15 protein-coding genes and 2 tRNA genes are annotated in these 14,546 nt (G+C 48.1%); 6 read left to right on the top strand and 11 right to left on the bottom strand.

Going from position 1 to position 14,546, the window contains the following annotated elements:
- Window positions 1-66 precede the first annotated feature (66 nt).
- Window positions 67-666, top strand: a complete 600-nt coding sequence (locus ACN28R_RS04420) for a nitroreductase family protein (RefSeq protein ID WP_095833706.1) — start codon at window positions 67-69, stop codon at window positions 664-666.
- An 89-nt stretch (window positions 667-755) separates the two neighbouring features.
- Here the strand turns inward: ACN28R_RS04420 and ACN28R_RS04415 are convergent, their stop codons facing one another.
- The gene (locus ACN28R_RS04415) at window positions 756-1,046 is read right to left on the bottom strand and encodes a hypothetical protein (protein WP_095833705.1); all 291 of its coding nucleotides are present in this window, start codon (window positions 1,044-1,046) and stop codon (window positions 756-758) included.
- 19 nt (window positions 1,047-1,065) lie between these two features.
- On the bottom strand, window positions 1,066-1,983 hold the full coding sequence (locus ACN28R_RS04410; RefSeq protein ID WP_095833704.1) for a lipid kinase: 918 nt from the start codon (window positions 1,981-1,983) through the stop codon (window positions 1,066-1,068).
- Between the two features lie 476 nt (window positions 1,984-2,459).
- On the opposite strand from ACN28R_RS04410, the gene ACN28R_RS04405 reads away from it, so the two are divergent.
- Entirely contained in the window at window positions 2,460-3,869 is a 1,410-nt protein-coding gene (locus ACN28R_RS04405; protein WP_095835727.1) for a sensor domain-containing diguanylate cyclase, read from the top strand.
- Between the two features lie 93 nt (window positions 3,870-3,962).
- Here ACN28R_RS04405 and ACN28R_RS04400 read toward each other — a convergent pair whose 3' ends face one another.
- The 3 genes from ACN28R_RS04400 to ACN28R_RS04390 form a co-directional block, all read right to left on the bottom strand.
- The gene (locus ACN28R_RS04400; RefSeq protein WP_048638386.1) at window positions 3,963-4,874 is read right to left on the bottom strand and encodes an AEC family transporter; all 912 of its coding nucleotides are present in this window, start codon (window positions 4,872-4,874) and stop codon (window positions 3,963-3,965) included.
- Between the two features lie 377 nt (window positions 4,875-5,251).
- Entirely contained in the window at window positions 5,252-5,419 is a 168-nt protein-coding gene (locus ACN28R_RS04395; protein WP_048638385.1) for a YqaE/Pmp3 family membrane protein, read from the bottom strand.
- Between the two features lie 205 nt (window positions 5,420-5,624).
- Entirely contained in the window at window positions 5,625-6,092 is a 468-nt protein-coding gene (locus tag ACN28R_RS04390; RefSeq protein ID WP_095833703.1) for an Hsp20 family protein, read from the bottom strand.
- 60 nt (window positions 6,093-6,152) lie between these two features.
- Here ACN28R_RS04390 and ACN28R_RS04385 point away from each other — a divergent pair, with 60 nt between their 5' ends.
- Entirely contained in the window at window positions 6,153-6,326 is a 174-nt protein-coding gene (locus ACN28R_RS04385) for a hypothetical protein (RefSeq protein ID WP_183096784.1), read from the top strand.
- A gap of 338 nt (window positions 6,327-6,664) precedes the next feature.
- On the opposite strand, the gene ACN28R_RS04380 is transcribed toward ACN28R_RS04385, so the two are convergent.
- A tRNA-Ser gene (locus ACN28R_RS04380) sits at window positions 6,665-6,754 on the bottom strand.
- 94 nt (window positions 6,755-6,848) lie between these two features.
- On the opposite strand from ACN28R_RS04380, the gene mtfA reads away from it, so the two are divergent.
- On the top strand, window positions 6,849-7,646 hold the full coding sequence (mtfA, locus tag ACN28R_RS04375; protein ID WP_095833702.1) for a DgsA anti-repressor MtfA: 798 nt from the start codon (window positions 6,849-6,851) through the stop codon (window positions 7,644-7,646).
- Window positions 7,647-7,755: 109 nt separating this feature from the next.
- Window positions 7,756-7,831: transfer RNA gene (locus ACN28R_RS04370), tRNA-Asn, on the top strand.
- Here ACN28R_RS04370 and ACN28R_RS04365 read toward each other — a convergent pair.
- Together ACN28R_RS04365 and ACN28R_RS04360 are read right to left on the bottom strand one after the other, a co-directional pair.
- Complete coding sequence (locus tag ACN28R_RS04365) at window positions 7,820-8,089, bottom strand: hypothetical protein (protein ID WP_095833701.1); 270 nt, start codon at window positions 8,087-8,089, stop codon at window positions 7,820-7,822. The two genes, ACN28R_RS04370 and ACN28R_RS04365, sit on opposite strands and share 12 nt — an antisense overlap.
- Before the next feature lie 112 nt (window positions 8,090-8,201).
- Entirely contained in the window at window positions 8,202-9,167 is a 966-nt protein-coding gene (locus ACN28R_RS04360) for a hypothetical protein (RefSeq protein ID WP_375153865.1), read from the bottom strand.
- 818 nt (window positions 9,168-9,985) lie between these two features.
- On the opposite strand from ACN28R_RS04360, the gene ACN28R_RS04355 reads away from it, so the two are divergent.
- A complete protein-coding gene (locus ACN28R_RS04355) occupies window positions 9,986-10,888 on the top strand; it encodes a sugar phosphate isomerase/epimerase family protein (RefSeq protein ID WP_095833700.1) in 903 nt (300 codons plus the stop codon).
- Window positions 10,889-11,016: 128 nt separating this feature from the next.
- Here the strand turns inward: ACN28R_RS04355 and ACN28R_RS04350 are convergent, their stop codons facing one another.
- The 3 genes from ACN28R_RS04350 to ACN28R_RS04340 form a co-directional block, all read right to left on the bottom strand.
- Window positions 11,017-11,955, bottom strand: a complete 939-nt coding sequence (locus ACN28R_RS04350) for a 2-hydroxyacid dehydrogenase (protein WP_095833699.1) — start codon at window positions 11,953-11,955, stop codon at window positions 11,017-11,019.
- A 61-nt stretch (window positions 11,956-12,016) separates the two neighbouring features.
- Window positions 12,017-13,264 (bottom strand): MFS transporter, encoded by a 1,248-nt coding sequence (locus ACN28R_RS04345; protein WP_231604177.1) that lies wholly within the window; start codon window positions 13,262-13,264, stop codon window positions 12,017-12,019.
- Between the two features lie 377 nt (window positions 13,265-13,641).
- On the bottom strand, window positions 13,642-14,496 hold the full coding sequence (locus ACN28R_RS04340; protein ID WP_095833698.1) for a sugar phosphate isomerase/epimerase family protein: 855 nt from the start codon (window positions 14,494-14,496) through the stop codon (window positions 13,642-13,644).
- Between the last annotated feature and the right edge of the window lie 50 nt (window positions 14,497-14,546).

The raw sequence follows: 14,546 nt of genomic DNA, 5'->3' as shown, positions 1-14,546 counted from the left end.
TATTTAATACGACACGCAACCGTGCCACACGCTAGAAGTAAGCAATCATGCGAAGAGGAACCAACCATGAGTAACGCTTTTTTGCAGTCCATTAAGAATCGTCGTTCTATCTATGCCATCGGTAAAACATTGCCAATATCAGAAGATCGGGTTATCTCGCTCGTTACCGAAGCCGTTAAGCAAAGCCCCTCATCGTTTAATTCCCAGAGTTCCCGCGTCGTCATTTTGTTCGGTGAACAGCACGAAAAACTCTGGGATATCGTTAAGCAGCAGCTGAAAAAAATCGTTCCTGAAGAGTCGTTTGCGCCAACCGAGAAAAAGCTGGCGTCGTTCGCGGCGGGCGCCGGTACGGTGCTGTTCTTTGAAGACACCAAGGTCATTGAAGATCTGCAACAAAAATTTGCCCTGTATGCGGATAATTTCCCCGTTTGGTCGGAACATTCGACCGGGATTGCGCAATTTTCCGTGTGGTCCGCACTGGCTCAGGAAAAAGTGGGCGCCTCATTGCAGCACTACAATCCGCTGATTGATGACGATGTGAAAAAACAGTGGCAGTTGCCGGCAAGCTGGAAATTACGCGCCCAAATGCCGTTTGGCTCAATTGAGCAACCGGCGGGTGAAAAAACCTACATTCCTGACGAAGAACGTTTCCGCATTTTTAAATAACGAATAAAATTAAATGAGTAAAATTCGGGCCAGTCAATTCGATTGCCGGCCTGAATTTTCATCACATTGAATCAGGGTATTGTTATCGGTCAGGTTAATTTATTAACTTTATTAAATGGCGCAACACAATTCGGCGCGGCCTCGGTAATTATCTGTTCAACATCGGACACCCCCGTCCAAATTGAAAGGATAGCCGTCGTTGTCCACCATAGATCTGACCGAACCTTCTCAACAATTTTCGGCGTCTCTGACTTTAAACATGAAATTACCTGCTGCGCGGTTTCTTTTGGCATATTGATAGATTCCGCATAGCGATTTAATTCGTTTTCAAGCGGTTCAAATAAAAAGAAAGCCAGTATTGCGGAAATAATAGTTTGCATCGTTAGCACTTATATAAGTTTAATTAATTACCCCGGTTTGGGGAGCGAATACGCGAATAGCTTTTTCCCTGAGGATAAATGTCGCGGGCGTTTTTCCAATGAGTTCGCCGTCGGCATTGATATCATGCGGTTTGGCAGTATGCAATGTTAAGCGAGTGGCGGAAAAGGTGCGGACTTTGCGCCAGCGCCCGTGCGTTCCCCGCCGCAGAAAAGGGACAAGCGCCAGCATTTCCCACCAGTGGGAGATCTCCAGACTATAGACGTCAAACCGGCCATCGTCAGGCGCGGCCGTCTGTTCCACCGTCATGCCGCCGCCGTAAAAACGGCCATTGCCCACCGAAACCTGAACGGTTCTGACCCGCTCTTTAATCCCGTCGTGCTCAATTTCGACCCTAAAAGGACGGCTCTGCTTGAGCAATTTAAACGCCGCCAGCGCGTACCCCAGCGTTCCCCAGCGCTTTTTAGACTTTGCCGATAACCCGCGGGCCAGTGCCGCCGAAAACCCAATACTGGAGACATTAAAGAACAGATGATCGTTCACTTCACCCAGGTCGATGGACCTTAAATTTCCCGCCGCGATAATTTGCACCGCCAGCTTCAAATCCCTTGGGATCCCCAGGGTACGCGCAAAGTCATTTGCCGTGCCTAATGGCAGTACGCCCAATGGCAACCCGGTATCTACCAGAGCCTGAGCCGCCGAGTTTAATGTGCCATCGCCGCCACCGATAATAACAAAATCCACATCATTAGCATGGGCGAGAATAATATCGCCGCAGGAGCCAAGCGCCTGTTCGCCGGGTTCAATAACCGCTATATGATGCGATTGTAATAATTGAACCACATGCGACTTTGATGAATCACCATTTCTCGCGTTTTGATTAATAAATAAAAGTGCAGTTGGGCCGCCCTGCTTATTTTCTCTTCTTTCCGTTGTCATTGCCAACCCGATTTAATTACCGTAACCAACGTTAATTGATATCACTCTTTTATCAGTCTTCACAAGTGATATTGAGTAAGACCACAATAAAATACAAATCATTACATTACTTCCAGCCATAGCGGATCTATGCGCGATAATCCGTTAAAATATCACCCGTTCATGTCGTACTTTTATTTCTTCGCATGGTCAATAACCAGCTAAAAACGAACGCTTATTTATCATTCACTCTTTTTTCCCCATCTTCTACGATCGCCTCGCTAAATCGCTGCATTCGGGCGAGCTTTTTGTTGATGTTTCCTATCATGCCTGCTTAACTTCAATATAAAGGTTTTTACCGGCAGCCATAACGTAAATGATAAGTTTTTGCCTGCCTATCGTTAGTTGACAGCATCAGGAGCACTGCTTTGCTGATAGGATTGATAACCCACTCCCGCTGGCTAAATAAAACCCGGGCAATTGTGATATTTGCCGTTATGCTGCTCGCCGCATTTCTGATTATCAGTTGGAGTAGTTATGAAGTCGCCAAAAAATCGCTAGAGGACGAAATAAAAGAAAATACGCTCCCTCTGACCAGCGATAACGTGTATTCCGAAATTCAGCAAGACCTTCTGAAACCCATCTTCATCTCATCGCTGATGGCGCATGATACCTTTGTCCGCGACTGGGTGCTTCATGACGAAAGCGATTCACAGGCGATGATTCGCTATCTGAAAGAGATTGATCGCCGCTTCGATACCTTATTTTCCTTTTTTGCTTCGGACAAAACGAAACGTTTTTACGACCCTCAACGAATTCAGCGCATCATTTCAGCGCAATCCCCCGAGGACCAATGGTTTTTTCAGGCTCAAACCCTGTCGGACCAAACACCCTACCGCATTGATATCAATACCGATCCCGAAGACCGCACCCATATGGATATCTTTATTAACCACAAAGTGATGGACTATGAAGGCAACTTCATCGGCGTTACCGGCATTGGTATTCCCGTTGAACGGGTCAAACTCCTGCTTGAAAAATATGAGCAGCGTTACAACCGCACGATTTATTTTATTGATCAAACCGGCAATGTAACGTTACACGGTTTAACGTATGACCGCCCGCTGAAGATTCAACAGCAGCCAGGGCTGGCATCGATCGCCACCTCGATTCTCACGATGCCCGGCGGCGCGTATGAATATTACTCGCAACAAAATAAGCCCATATTTCTTAATACCCGGCTGATCCCCGAGTTTGGCTGGTATTTAATGGTCGAGCAAAGCAACCATCCGAGTGAGCGGCAGTTGTTCGATACGCTGATAAAAAACCTAGGGATTAGCATCACCGTCAGTATGCTGTTTCTTGTCCTGCTATGGCTGACCATCGGTGGCTATCAGCGTCGCCTGGAACAGATGGCGACGACCGACAAGCTGACGGGCATTATGAATCGCCAGGCGTTCGATTATTCCTTTGAACGTTTGAGCAATAAACGGCTGGCGCAACATCAGCCTATCTCCATACTGCTTCTCGACATTGACCATTTCAAAACGGTTAACGATCGCTACGGACACGGCGTCGGCGATTTAGTCTTGCAAAAAATCGCGAAGATACTGCAACAGTCCACACGCCATAGCGATCAGGTTTGCCGCTGGGGTGGAGAAGAATTTGTCGTGCTGCTGGATAACTGCGATCTTGAAAATGCGCTACAGCGAGCTGAATCCCTACGGCATGACATTGAAACAACAATGGTATCGTTTCAGAACGAAACGATTCATATCACCATCAGCTGCGGCGTAGCGGAATATCAGCAGAATGAAACGCTGGATGCCTTAATAAACCGCGCGGATATCGCGCTCTATCAGGCTAAACAACAAGGGCGTAACCGGGTAATCAAATCGGATAAATAGCGCCGTTTATACGGCGCTGCCAAATTGACGTTGCCTCACCGGCTTTCTTTGCCATAGGCGCGTTTCACTTCGGCTCAGGTATCCTGCTGATTTTTATGGCTGCATCAACGTTAGCAGCGTGGTAATGATTGTAATACTGATGATGACCGATAATGAATTGGTAAAACTGGAGACGGACGCGAACATCCCGCTGAACCTTGAGGTAAACAAAGGCGCCAGTGACGATAGCGGCGAAAAGACCACCACGGCAAGCACCTGGCGAATCTCCAGCGGCAACGGCGTGTAGTAGTAAAACAGAACGGCGAATGCGGAAGCGATGCTGTAGCGCAGAACCAGCACCCTAAAAACATTCGCCAGCGCTGCCCGGTTAATATTGATTTCCAGCATCATGCCGATAATCAACATGGCAAGAAATGGATTGGCGTTGCCAATGGTCGAGGAGATCAACGTTATCTGACTAGGAAGATGCAAACCGCATAGCGCCGCAAGCAGCAGCAGCATGTAAACATCAAACGGAACGGAGGAAAATAGCCGTTTAATCGTGCTTTTCAGACCGGCGCTACGCCCGGTGGCATGCGAGGCGGCGACATAGCTGCCGCCGGTACAGATAATGGAGTTCCCGGCATCAAACAGGCAGGTGGCGACAATACCGGCCGGCCCAAGAAAGCTCTGAACATAAGGCAGGGTAAAACAACCGATGTTATAGCCTGGCGAATTGATCATATAAAAGGCTTTCTTATCATCAGGGCCTTTTCGGGCAATCCAATACCCCACCCCCATCAGTATAAGATTACACCCCAGCCCCAGCGCCACCAGGATCAACAGCGAGTGATCGAATTGAAAGCTGGCAAACCCGGTGATGACCGCCGCCGGCAAGGTAATATTCATCATGATCTTGGACAAGGCGATGCTGTCGGAACGTTGTAATACACCGCGCTGTTTCAGCAGATATCCGATAATGATGACAAAAACAAACGAGAAGGCCTTGATAAGCACATCAACCATCTTGATTCCCCGATACCACAAAGATAACTGCTACATCCGCACTTCGAACGGCAAAACGCCATGCCAACACAAACCATGCGGTTATAATATTTAACGAATGAAAGAGCAAATGCCAGCTACCGGCTACCGCCAACGGCAAAGATAAAAGCGATGATGCAAGGGTAGTTGCGAGGCGTGTTACCCCGCGAATGGCGACAACGATATGTGATCAGAATAGCATTTTTGCTTGCATACTGAATAGTCTCAAACGGGCTATTCTGACAGGCTGCAACATAAAACGGGTAACGCCGATAGCGTCACCCGTTAGTGGTAAAACATGGCTAAATATCATGTCTTTATAGATAAGACTGACTCATGCCGCCCGGTATAGGCCTTATTCAAATACCGTCATTTCTCGTCTGTACCCAAAACGCGTGAATCAGGCCCGGGATATATCCCAACAGCGTCAGAATAATATTCAGGATAAACGCCCAACCTATCCCTTTCCCAAGCGCCACGCCCAGTGGAGGTAAAATGATAGTAAACACAATGCGCCAAAATCCCATATTAGTCTCCGTAACGTAATGATTAACTATGAAATTAGTACACCCCGGACAATCCGACAAATTTATATGTCAACCGTATCGCCCGATAGCTCGACGCAAAAAAATGCCGGTCAGCCTGGCCGACCGGCATTCCTTCTAACAACGTTTATTCAACGGATAACGTTATATTCATACAGAACAATGACATGACCGCCTGTAATAATCATCAGGCCTGATGTTCAATGGCCTTCCCGCGACTTTCTATCGCTATCTTTTGCGGCTTTTCACTTTCAGGAATTTCCTGATAAAGCTCAACGGTCAATAATCCGTTTTCCAGCGCGGCCCCCTGCACCTTCACATGTTCGGGCAGCGAATAGCTGATATTGAAGTCGGCGCGGCTAATACCCTGATGGAGCCAACCTTCCTCTTCAGATTCGCTTTTCTCTTCACGTTTACCCGTCACGGTCAGTCGGCCGCCCGCCGTTTTTATCTCCAGTTCGTCCTCTTTCCAACCGGGCACGCTCAACGTGATCCCATACCGGTTGTCGCCTAACATCCGGATATCATACGACGGCGTTGCCGACAGCGGGGTATCGCCAGTTAACTGGCTGAATAGCCGATCGATACGGTTAAAACGATCGGAAAAGAGCGAACCGGAAACATCAGGGAACAATGACAAGGTTCTCAGTGCCATAATTAACCTCCTGAATATGCTAGATACATTCAAAAGCTCAACCTATCAGGCAAGCATCGCTTGTCCGTTGATCAAGATGGCGGCATTGATGAAAAATTCAAGCGTGAATCTGTTAAAAAAATCACACTTTTTGAACTTCGCAAGATCGTGACGTCAACCAATAACGGCTCAACCCGGCCTGGTCATCATCCAGAAATCTGCTATTTTAGCGGCTGGCACATACCGCCCCGTTAATTTTCACAAAGAAGCGCCTGACCATGGAAATTATACTTATGCGGCACGGTATAATAAATTATCCGCGCGAAACAGCTGAAACAACAGGGATGGACGAAGGAAAGTGAACAGGGCTATGGGTACTGGTGCGCCGCGATTTATAAACATGATTGAAAAAAATCGGATGTGCCGCACGCGATTATGTTATGAAGAAAGGGTTGCCACGGCGTAGCTTGGACTGTGAAAGTAAGCAAAAGCAAACCATCACACTAAAGATGGAAGCGATATTGCGATCTTATAAGAATTTTCTTCAGCGTGGTAATTGTCACAGAAAGACATTCATGTAACTGTTTGAATGTTGGCGGAGAGAGGGGGATTTGAACCCCCGGTGGAGTTGCCCCCACTCCGGTTTTCGAGACCGGTCCGTTCAGCCGCTCCGGCATCTCTCCGTCTAAGAGGCTGCTATAATGCCCTCTTTTAAGGCATTTTAACAGCATTAGCTATCGTCTTTAGATTCAAGTGATGACTTAGCGAGCAACAGCAATGATTAAGTGGCCGTGGAAAACAAATGAACTTCAGGTTGAAGCGCTGGATCGCTGGCAGCCTGCGGTGGCGATTCCCCTACTCGCTCCGTTAAGCGACAAGGAGCAGTCGCGGCTGATAAATATCGCGGATCAGTTCCTGAAACTGAAACGCCTGATCCCATTACAGGGATTGACGCTAACCGAATTAATGCAGCAGCGCATCGCGTTACTGTTTTCTTTGCCGATCCTGGAACTGGGTATTGAGTGCCTGAATGGCTTTCACGAAGTGCTGATCTATCCTGGTCCTTTCACGGTGGATGACGAATGGCAGGACGATATTGGGCTGGTTCACACCGGCAGAATAGTACAGTCCGGACAAAGCTGGGACCAGGGGCCGATTGTACTTAACTGGCAGGAAATTCAGGACTCGTTCGATCTTTCCGGATTTAACCTGGTTATTCACGAAGTCGCCCACAAGTTGGATCTCCGCGGCGGCGGCATCGCTACCGGCGTTCCGCCGATTGCCCTGCGTGATGTCGCGCAGTGGGAACAGCAGTTGCATGCCGCGATGGAATCTTTGCAGGAGGAAATCGATTTAGTCGGAGAAGACGCGGCCAGCATGGATCCCTACGCGGCTCAAGACCCGGTCGAATGTTTTGCCGTACTCTCCGAGTATTTCTTCAGCGCGCCGGCATTATTGGATGAACGATTCCCCGCGCTATACCAGTGCTTTAAAGGGTTTTATCGCCAGGATCCGTTAACCCGCCTCAAAGCGTGGCAAAACAGCGCCGATTATCGCGCGCCCGTTACGTATTAACCACGGTGAAGAAAGCGCTGTACACTGCCTAAACAGTCAGACAATTACCGCCGACTTTGCCATTGACAGTGCATCAGGTGCCGGATATCATGCGCCCCGTTCACACGATTCCTCTGTAGTTCAGTCGGTAGAACGGCGGACTGTTAATCCGTATGTCACTGGTTCGAGTCCAGTCAGGGGAGCCAATTTAAAAGAAGCAGACATCTACTGGTGTCTGTTTTTTGCATTTTAAACAATTGGTTATCCTCTAATTTACATCTACCCGCATTGAATGTTATATGAGGTGTGTTGGTGCAGTTCACAGTAGCGGTAAGACCGACAAAGGGCAACCCTTCCTGTAACGTTGTGATCAGGGGATTAAACCAATCGACCGTCGCCAGATTCCTTATTTTCTTAACTAACGGATAATCGGTCAGCAACTGTTCTAGTTCACCACGATTCATTATTCGTCACCTCTTGCCGTTAAACCACGTATGAAAGGAGAAAGAGGGATATCGAACATTCAACGCCAAATTGTACAAAAAACGTAACGCTGCGTCTGGATCTAATTTTCACTCAATTTTTTCCACTCAACCATGGCGAATCAACGCTCCAGAAGATAATGTCTGCTCCCAGATAATTTTCAGCGAAATCAACAAACTCTTCCTTGGAAAATTTTTTATGCGTGACCGGATTAATATAAGTTAATGTCGGTTCCTGTACTGCCATGGCAACTAACGGTAGTTTATTTTTATAGCGATTAAAAAAAGGATATGAGTTGTGCATCTGTGCCTTTTTATGAGGGACAATATCCGGTCCACCCAGACCTATATTATTATCTTTCGCGAACTGGAAAAGGCGAGACATATATTTATGATCGTTGTCCCATTCGCACGGCCAAAAATTCACATATTGTACGACATGAGATTTTTTAAACACCGAGCGAGTGAATTTTAAGTTATCAAGCGTAGCCGCATAGTATTTATCACAGCTAAAACCCGTTTTATCATGCTTGATATCTATATCAATCGCCGTTTCAGGTAAGTTTATACCTTCAATTCTGCCATCAAATGTCTGCGCTAAGGCAGAAATCAATTTTTGATAACGTTTTCTCAACGCATCATTCCATTGAACCGCCGCCCACCCTATAGCCTGCGATTTACCTTCTCCCGGATTATCCTGTTGTTCCACCAGGCCACCAGCATATTGAGGGTCGTCTAACAAATATTGTGGGATATAACGGGCTTGCGGTTCAAAAAAACGATCCTGAATCTGCAAAAACATTTTTTTATTGATTTTCCGCAGTAGAGTAAGATCCTTTTCTATCACGGAAAAATCATACTTCCCCGGCGCGACTTCCAACCGCTTCCAGTTATAGACAATCTGTACCCCGGTAATGTCCTGGCGGGTTAATAAAGGATAAATTTTTGCTAAATCATCAGAAGAAGTATACAGGTAATTTTCACGTTCTTTAGCGAATGTACTTATCGAAAATATACTCATCAAAAAAAACACAGTATATAGCCACCGTTTAGCATTCATTTAAAATACCTCATTAATTACTGTTGCAGTGACCTTGTCTGGATAAGAGGTTTCGTGCATTCATCAAATCCCACAGATCATAAACCTTAATGCTAACGACATAATAAGTAATAAAAATCTTTATTTCTTCAGCATGCGCTATTAACAACCATTTCCTGCTCAAAGATAAAAACAGCGGCGTTATTTTGTCAAGAAAATAGATGTGTTTAATTTGTAAAGAAAAATAAAACAAATCAACAAAATGACATAATATATGGCAATATTTTAGCGGGGAATATCATCCGTCGCGTATAGCGTTAAATAAGACACGCTAACAACACAAGCTGGCGGCTCCGCCAGTTACTGTGGCGATACCGGATAAAGTATGAGTCGGCGCTGAAACTGTTGGGAACAGCCCGACAAATGATCCGGGTGCGTGCCGGAAAGCCTTTGTGCCGCCGTAATGACACCGGTTGCCGTGTTGCCTCATCAATCAATGTTGCCCATCTCATTCAAAATAACAAAACAGCAAACCCAATCATTTGAACAATGATATAACTATTGAATCACCTTCAAAATTAATTCCTTATTCCTTGCGATCACCCGCGTCGAGCATCAAAAAAGCCAAAACAATTTTTTTTCAATGAGTTGAAATCAAAACCTTCCGCTGTTGTAAAGTGCGACCAAGGTCAAACTTCTGGATTTTCTGGTGTTCCCTGCTTGTTCATATGTTCAATAGAAATTAAAATGTTCATTCCACCCTGAAGTTTTTTTACACGCACCACAACCACGCATCAGACGTACTTTTTCCCATCTCATGAGGAGGCAGCGATATTATTATGACCACCACATTGTATCCTTCCGCGCACATTGCAGAGATTTTCTTTCCGCTCGCCAATGATGAAAAAGCGATTTTGCATGTCATCCGCGAAATCGCCGACATCGGTTATTACCGGGGTTTTGAAACCGGTATTATTCATCAGCCGGAAATCGCCAAAAACATCCGCACGGTGGCGGAACAGAACCAATTAAACGTGACTCAGTGGCTGACGTTCGAATTACTCAAAGACAATCTGAACCTCAGCAGTCTGGACTCTGAGCTGCGCGAAAAATCCATTCGCCGCGCCTGTGAGCTGGTACAGCTGGCAGCAGAATGCGGCACGAGCAAACTTTCGCTGGTGAGCGGCGGCGATCCCGGCGATGCGCGCCGCGACGAGGCGAAAAAGGGCTTTGGTGAGGCGCTGGTACGCATCGGCGAAGTCGTCGGTCAGTATGACAATATGCTGTTGCAGGTGGAGCCGCTCGATCGCTTTGCGCACAAATGCCAGTTGATTGGCCCTACCGATGAAACCGTGGAGTGGATGAAGGCGCTACGGCCAGACTGCCCGAAACTGTATCTCGCCTGGGACAGCGCCCACGTCGCGCTGAATCAGGAAGATCTCGCTGAATCACTGGCGCTGGCGGCGCCGCTAATTTCACAGCTGCATCTCGCCAACGCGATCCTTGACCCGCAGGCGCAAGGCTATGGCGATTATCATATGAAGTTCGGCGAGCCAGGATTCCTCACTACCGCTACGGCTGCGCATATCATTAGAACCGCGATGAACCTTGAACTGCCGAAGGAATTCGGCCCGATTTCCCTCGCCGTCGAAATGCGCACCACTGACCAGGACGACCTGTGGGATAACGAACGGCAGTGCCGTGAGTTTCTGCAAGGCGCCTGGCGCGAAGCGCTGCGTTGATACCTCAGCGCATACAGTAAGGGGCTCCGCAAGGGCCCCCTTTTAATTGCTGGCGTTCGCGCCAATAAAAACCTGATGCACTTACGCGCGAAAGCCCGGTAAGCGTTGCGCTACCGGGCGATTTTCTCTTACCGCGGCCACGGCACCGGCGTCAGCAACGCCTGACCGGAATAAAACGCCGCAATATTATCCATCACCAGTTTCGCCATCGCCGTACGCGTTGCGTGCGTTGCGCTACCAACATGCGGCGTGACCACCACATCATCACGATTAAGCAACGCTTGCGGTATGTGGGGTTCGTTGGCGAAAACATCCAGACCCGCTCCGCCAATCGTTCCCTGGGTGATGGCCTCAGCCAGCGCGTCTTCATCCACCACGCTGCCTCGGGCGATATTAATTAAAATACCGTTCGGTCCAAGCGCCGCGAGTACGTCGCGATTGATTAGCTTCATGCTATCTTTACCCGCGCTCGCACACACTATCAGCACATCGCTATTTTTCGCCAGCTCAACCAAATCGGGATAATACGTCACCTTGCTGCTTTCAACGGGATACCGATCAAAACAGGCAATGCGCATGGCAAAACCCTTCGCCCTTTTGGCGACCGCACGGCCAATGCGGCCAAAACCAACAATGCCTAACCGCCCTCCGCTTACTTTAGTCGACAGTGGGTAAGATCCAGACTGCCAGCCGCCGCGCTCAATAAATTTTTGCGCGCCGTTAATTCTCCTTGATACGTTTAACATCAAAGCCATACCCAAATCAGCAACATCATCGGTCAAAATATCCGGTGTGTTAGTGACCTGAATATTCCGTTCAAATGCGGCGTGGATATCCACGCCGTCATAGCCGACACCAAATACGGCGATTAATTTTAATTGCGGCAATTGATTAATCAATGCGGCTTCAACTTTCGACTCCCCACTGGCTAATATCACCTGAATTTCCCCGGCGATGGCATGTAATTCTTCTGCTGACAATTGACTGTATTCATACAACGTGTGGTCGAGCGCTAACGCTTCCGCCAACACCTGCGGGACTTTCTCCACTCGTAATATAACTGACATATCAGTATCCTGTATTTAATAGTTATTCGTCCGCATCAGAAACCCAATGCTTCTTGACACCTTATTTCTGGAACGATAATTGGCCGTTTTTAATCGGCAATTTATTGAAGTTAATGCACAGTGTTCCGAGGGTATAGCACCCGGCACAGATGGCGAAATAGAGCAATACACTTTCATAGCTACCAGTAGCCTGTAGAATAACGCCAACCAGGATGGGCACCAGAATTCCGGCGCAGCTGTTAGCCATATTCATCAGCCCACCAACCAGACCTACGCGATCTTTCGGCGCCAGGATGGCCGGGAAGCTCCAGTACAGGCTGCCGAACATCATAAAGAATGCCGCGACGGAGAGCAGACCAACGGCAAGATCGGGGTTGGTGACCGTCGACAGGGCATACAGCACGCCCAGGCCGACGATGCCTGATACGGAAAGCAGGCTTTTCAGCGACACGTTATGGCTGACGCCTTTTTTCACCAGGAAGTCAACGAAGAAACCGCTAAACAAGCAGCCCAGCGTACCCATGATAAAGATCAGGAACGTGGAGTTACCGATAGAGGCCAGTTGCAGACCTTGCGCCTGCGCCAGATAGCTCGGCCCCCAGGTCAACAATCCCCAGTACACCATGCCCCACGATGCGCGGCCAATCATGATGGCAACCATGGTAAACCAGCTGATTCCCAGCCCTTTCGTCGGCGTGGAGTCATCCACTCCCGTGGCGCTATTGACGTTACCTGCGGCAATGTACTCCACCTCTTTTTGATCCACTTTGGGATGATCGGAGGGGCGGTCGCGCAGAACTCTCCATGCGAGAAAGCCCAGCAGCATGGTAAAGATCCCGACCAGTACGAAGGTGATGCGCCAGGAGTCCAGCAGCACAATCAGGTGTGCGACAATGATGCCGCCAACCGCCACGCCCAGTGGGCTACCGGAATCCATGATAACCGCACCGCGGCCCCTTTCCGACTGCGTCAGCCAGGTGGAGCTCAGTTTTGCGCCGCTGGGAGAAACCGGCGCTTCCATTGCGCCCAAGCCGATACGGGCAAGAATCAGGCTAATCCCGCCGGTCGCCAGACCGATAATGGCCTGGAAGAACCCCCAGCCAAACAGCGCGCCGGTGATAACTTTACGTGGGCCGTAGCGATCCAGTAACCAACCTCCCGGTACCTGTAGCAGGGCGTAAGACCAAAAAAAACTACTAAGAATCAAACCTTGAGTGGTAGGTGAAAGATCAAATTCCTCTTTTATATAGGGCATCCCGATAGATAATGTAATACGATCCATCAGGTTGACGGCTAATAAGAAGAACATCGTTGCAAAGATAACCCAGCGGTAATTCGTTGGCTTCTTTGTATTTGGTGATGGAATCAATGTAGAGTCAGACATAATTAACCTTCAGTTTTAAAAATCGTTAAGAAAATAAAACGCAATTAATTAATGAAGCTTAAGTAATCTATGAACATTAGTTACAAGTTTTAATTTATTTGAACAAAAGAACAGCTAGTTAACTTATATTAATCACACAATATGGATTATTCCATTTTCCATAATTTCCCAGGACCATAACCGCTTGGTTTTCATACCCTTCTCAATGTATGAAAAAATAACCTCCGATATTCAAAGAGAAAATATTGCGCCCATAAGCTCGCATTTTTTGCGAAGAATTTAATCTCAGGCGCGATTTTTATTTACTCATCATGCAAAGCGTAACCAAGCCATTTTTCCAGCATCTCGCGAGACTGAATCAGTACCTCAAGGCTCCGCGCTGGATCAATGGGCGAATCGCCGCGCACAGGATAGCTGTCGCGCTGGCGATGCATTCGTAACGGAATTTCCAGGCTACAGGGAATAGCAAGGGCGGCCAGCTCTTTCAGCATCGGAACATAATTCAGTTGCCCATACCCCATCGGCGTGAAATGCACTTCGCCATCGCAAACTTGCAAATCTTTCAGATGGCAGTGCTGCGCCCCCGGCAACATAGCAATAGCCTGTTCGATAGGATCCACGTCAGGGCAAAGCGAAACGATATTACCCGCATCAACGTTGAAAGCCACCGCCGGGCTACCGACGGCTTCCAGCAGCGCAAAGCCATCGTCGGCCAAACGAAAAACGTCATAATTCGGATCGCCGCCGTTTTCCAGGCAGATAACGCACCCATTTTCACTGGCAATAGGTGCGAGTTCGCGCAGATTCGCGATAATCCGCGCCCGATCGGCGCTTCTGCCGACACAGATATTTATCCATTTTGCGCCAATCATATTGGCGAAGCGGATACGGCGGCTAAATTCGGCAACCGCATCCACGGCCCCGATATTCATCGTCGCCCCCAGCGAGTGAGTGCGTAGCTGGTGTTTTTCCAGCTGTTCACGAATATGCCGGGCGTTGTCTTCACCAAAAAGCGCTGGCGGCATATCGCCAACGTAGCCCTGGTTGTAGGCCAGTTCTACATAACGAAATCCGGCTTTTTTTATCGTACTAAAAGCGACGTCCGTTTCCAGACCATCGAACATCGCGGTATTCACTCCAATCACAAGCTTGTTCATGCTGATCCTTCCTTACTTATCGTAACAGGGCTGCCAGCGTTATGTTTCTT

It is taken from the genome of Brenneria goodwinii (genome assembly GCF_002291445.1).
GTDB lineage: Bacteria > Pseudomonadota > Gammaproteobacteria > Enterobacterales > Enterobacteriaceae > Brenneria > Brenneria goodwinii.
This window is presented reverse-complemented; position numbering and strand designations above follow the sequence as displayed.

Bases quoted from the DNA above. Each gene is read 5' to 3' on its own strand.
- ACN28R_RS04395 (WP_048638385.1), bottom strand. From the start codon at position 5,419: ATGGGATTTTGGCGCATTGTGTTTACTATCATTTTACCTCCACTGGGC.
- ACN28R_RS04345 (WP_231604177.1), bottom strand. From the start codon at position 13,264: ATGTTCTTCTTATTAGCCGTCAACCTGATGGATCGTATTACATTATCT.
- ACN28R_RS04340 (WP_095833698.1), bottom strand. From the start codon at position 14,496: ATGAACAAGCTTGTGATTGGAGTGAATACCGCGATGTTCGATGGTCTG.
- ACN28R_RS04415 (WP_095833705.1), bottom strand. From the start codon at position 1,046: ATGCAAACTATTATTTCCGCAATACTGGCTTTCTTTTTATTTGAACCG.
- ACN28R_RS04390 (WP_095833703.1), bottom strand. From the start codon at position 6,092: ATGGCACTGAGAACCTTGTCATTGTTCCCTGATGTTTCCGGTTCGCTC.
- ACN28R_RS04355 (WP_095833700.1), top strand. From the start codon at position 9,986: ATGACCACCACATTGTATCCTTCCGCGCACATTGCAGAGATTTTCTTT.
- ACN28R_RS04405 (WP_095835727.1), top strand. From the start codon at position 2,460: ATGCTGCTCGCCGCATTTCTGATTATCAGTTGGAGTAGTTATGAAGTC.
- ACN28R_RS04410 (WP_095833704.1), bottom strand. From the start codon at position 1,983: ATGACAACGGAAAGAAGAGAAAATAAGCAGGGCGGCCCAACTGCACTT.
- ACN28R_RS04420 (WP_095833706.1), top strand. From the start codon at position 67: ATGAGTAACGCTTTTTTGCAGTCCATTAAGAATCGTCGTTCTATCTAT.
- ACN28R_RS04365 (WP_095833701.1), bottom strand. From the start codon at position 8,089: ATGAATCGTGGTGAACTAGAACAGTTGCTGACCGATTATCCGTTAGTT.
- ACN28R_RS04360 (WP_375153865.1), bottom strand. From the start codon at position 9,167: ATGAATGCTAAACGGTGGCTATATACTGTGTTTTTTTTGATGAGTATA.
- ACN28R_RS04350 (WP_095833699.1), bottom strand. From the start codon at position 11,955: ATGTCAGTTATATTACGAGTGGAGAAAGTCCCGCAGGTGTTGGCGGAA.
- ACN28R_RS04400 (WP_048638386.1), bottom strand. From the start codon at position 4,874: ATGGTTGATGTGCTTATCAAGGCCTTCTCGTTTGTTTTTGTCATCATT.
- mtfA (WP_095833702.1), top strand. From the start codon at position 6,849: ATGATTAAGTGGCCGTGGAAAACAAATGAACTTCAGGTTGAAGCGCTG.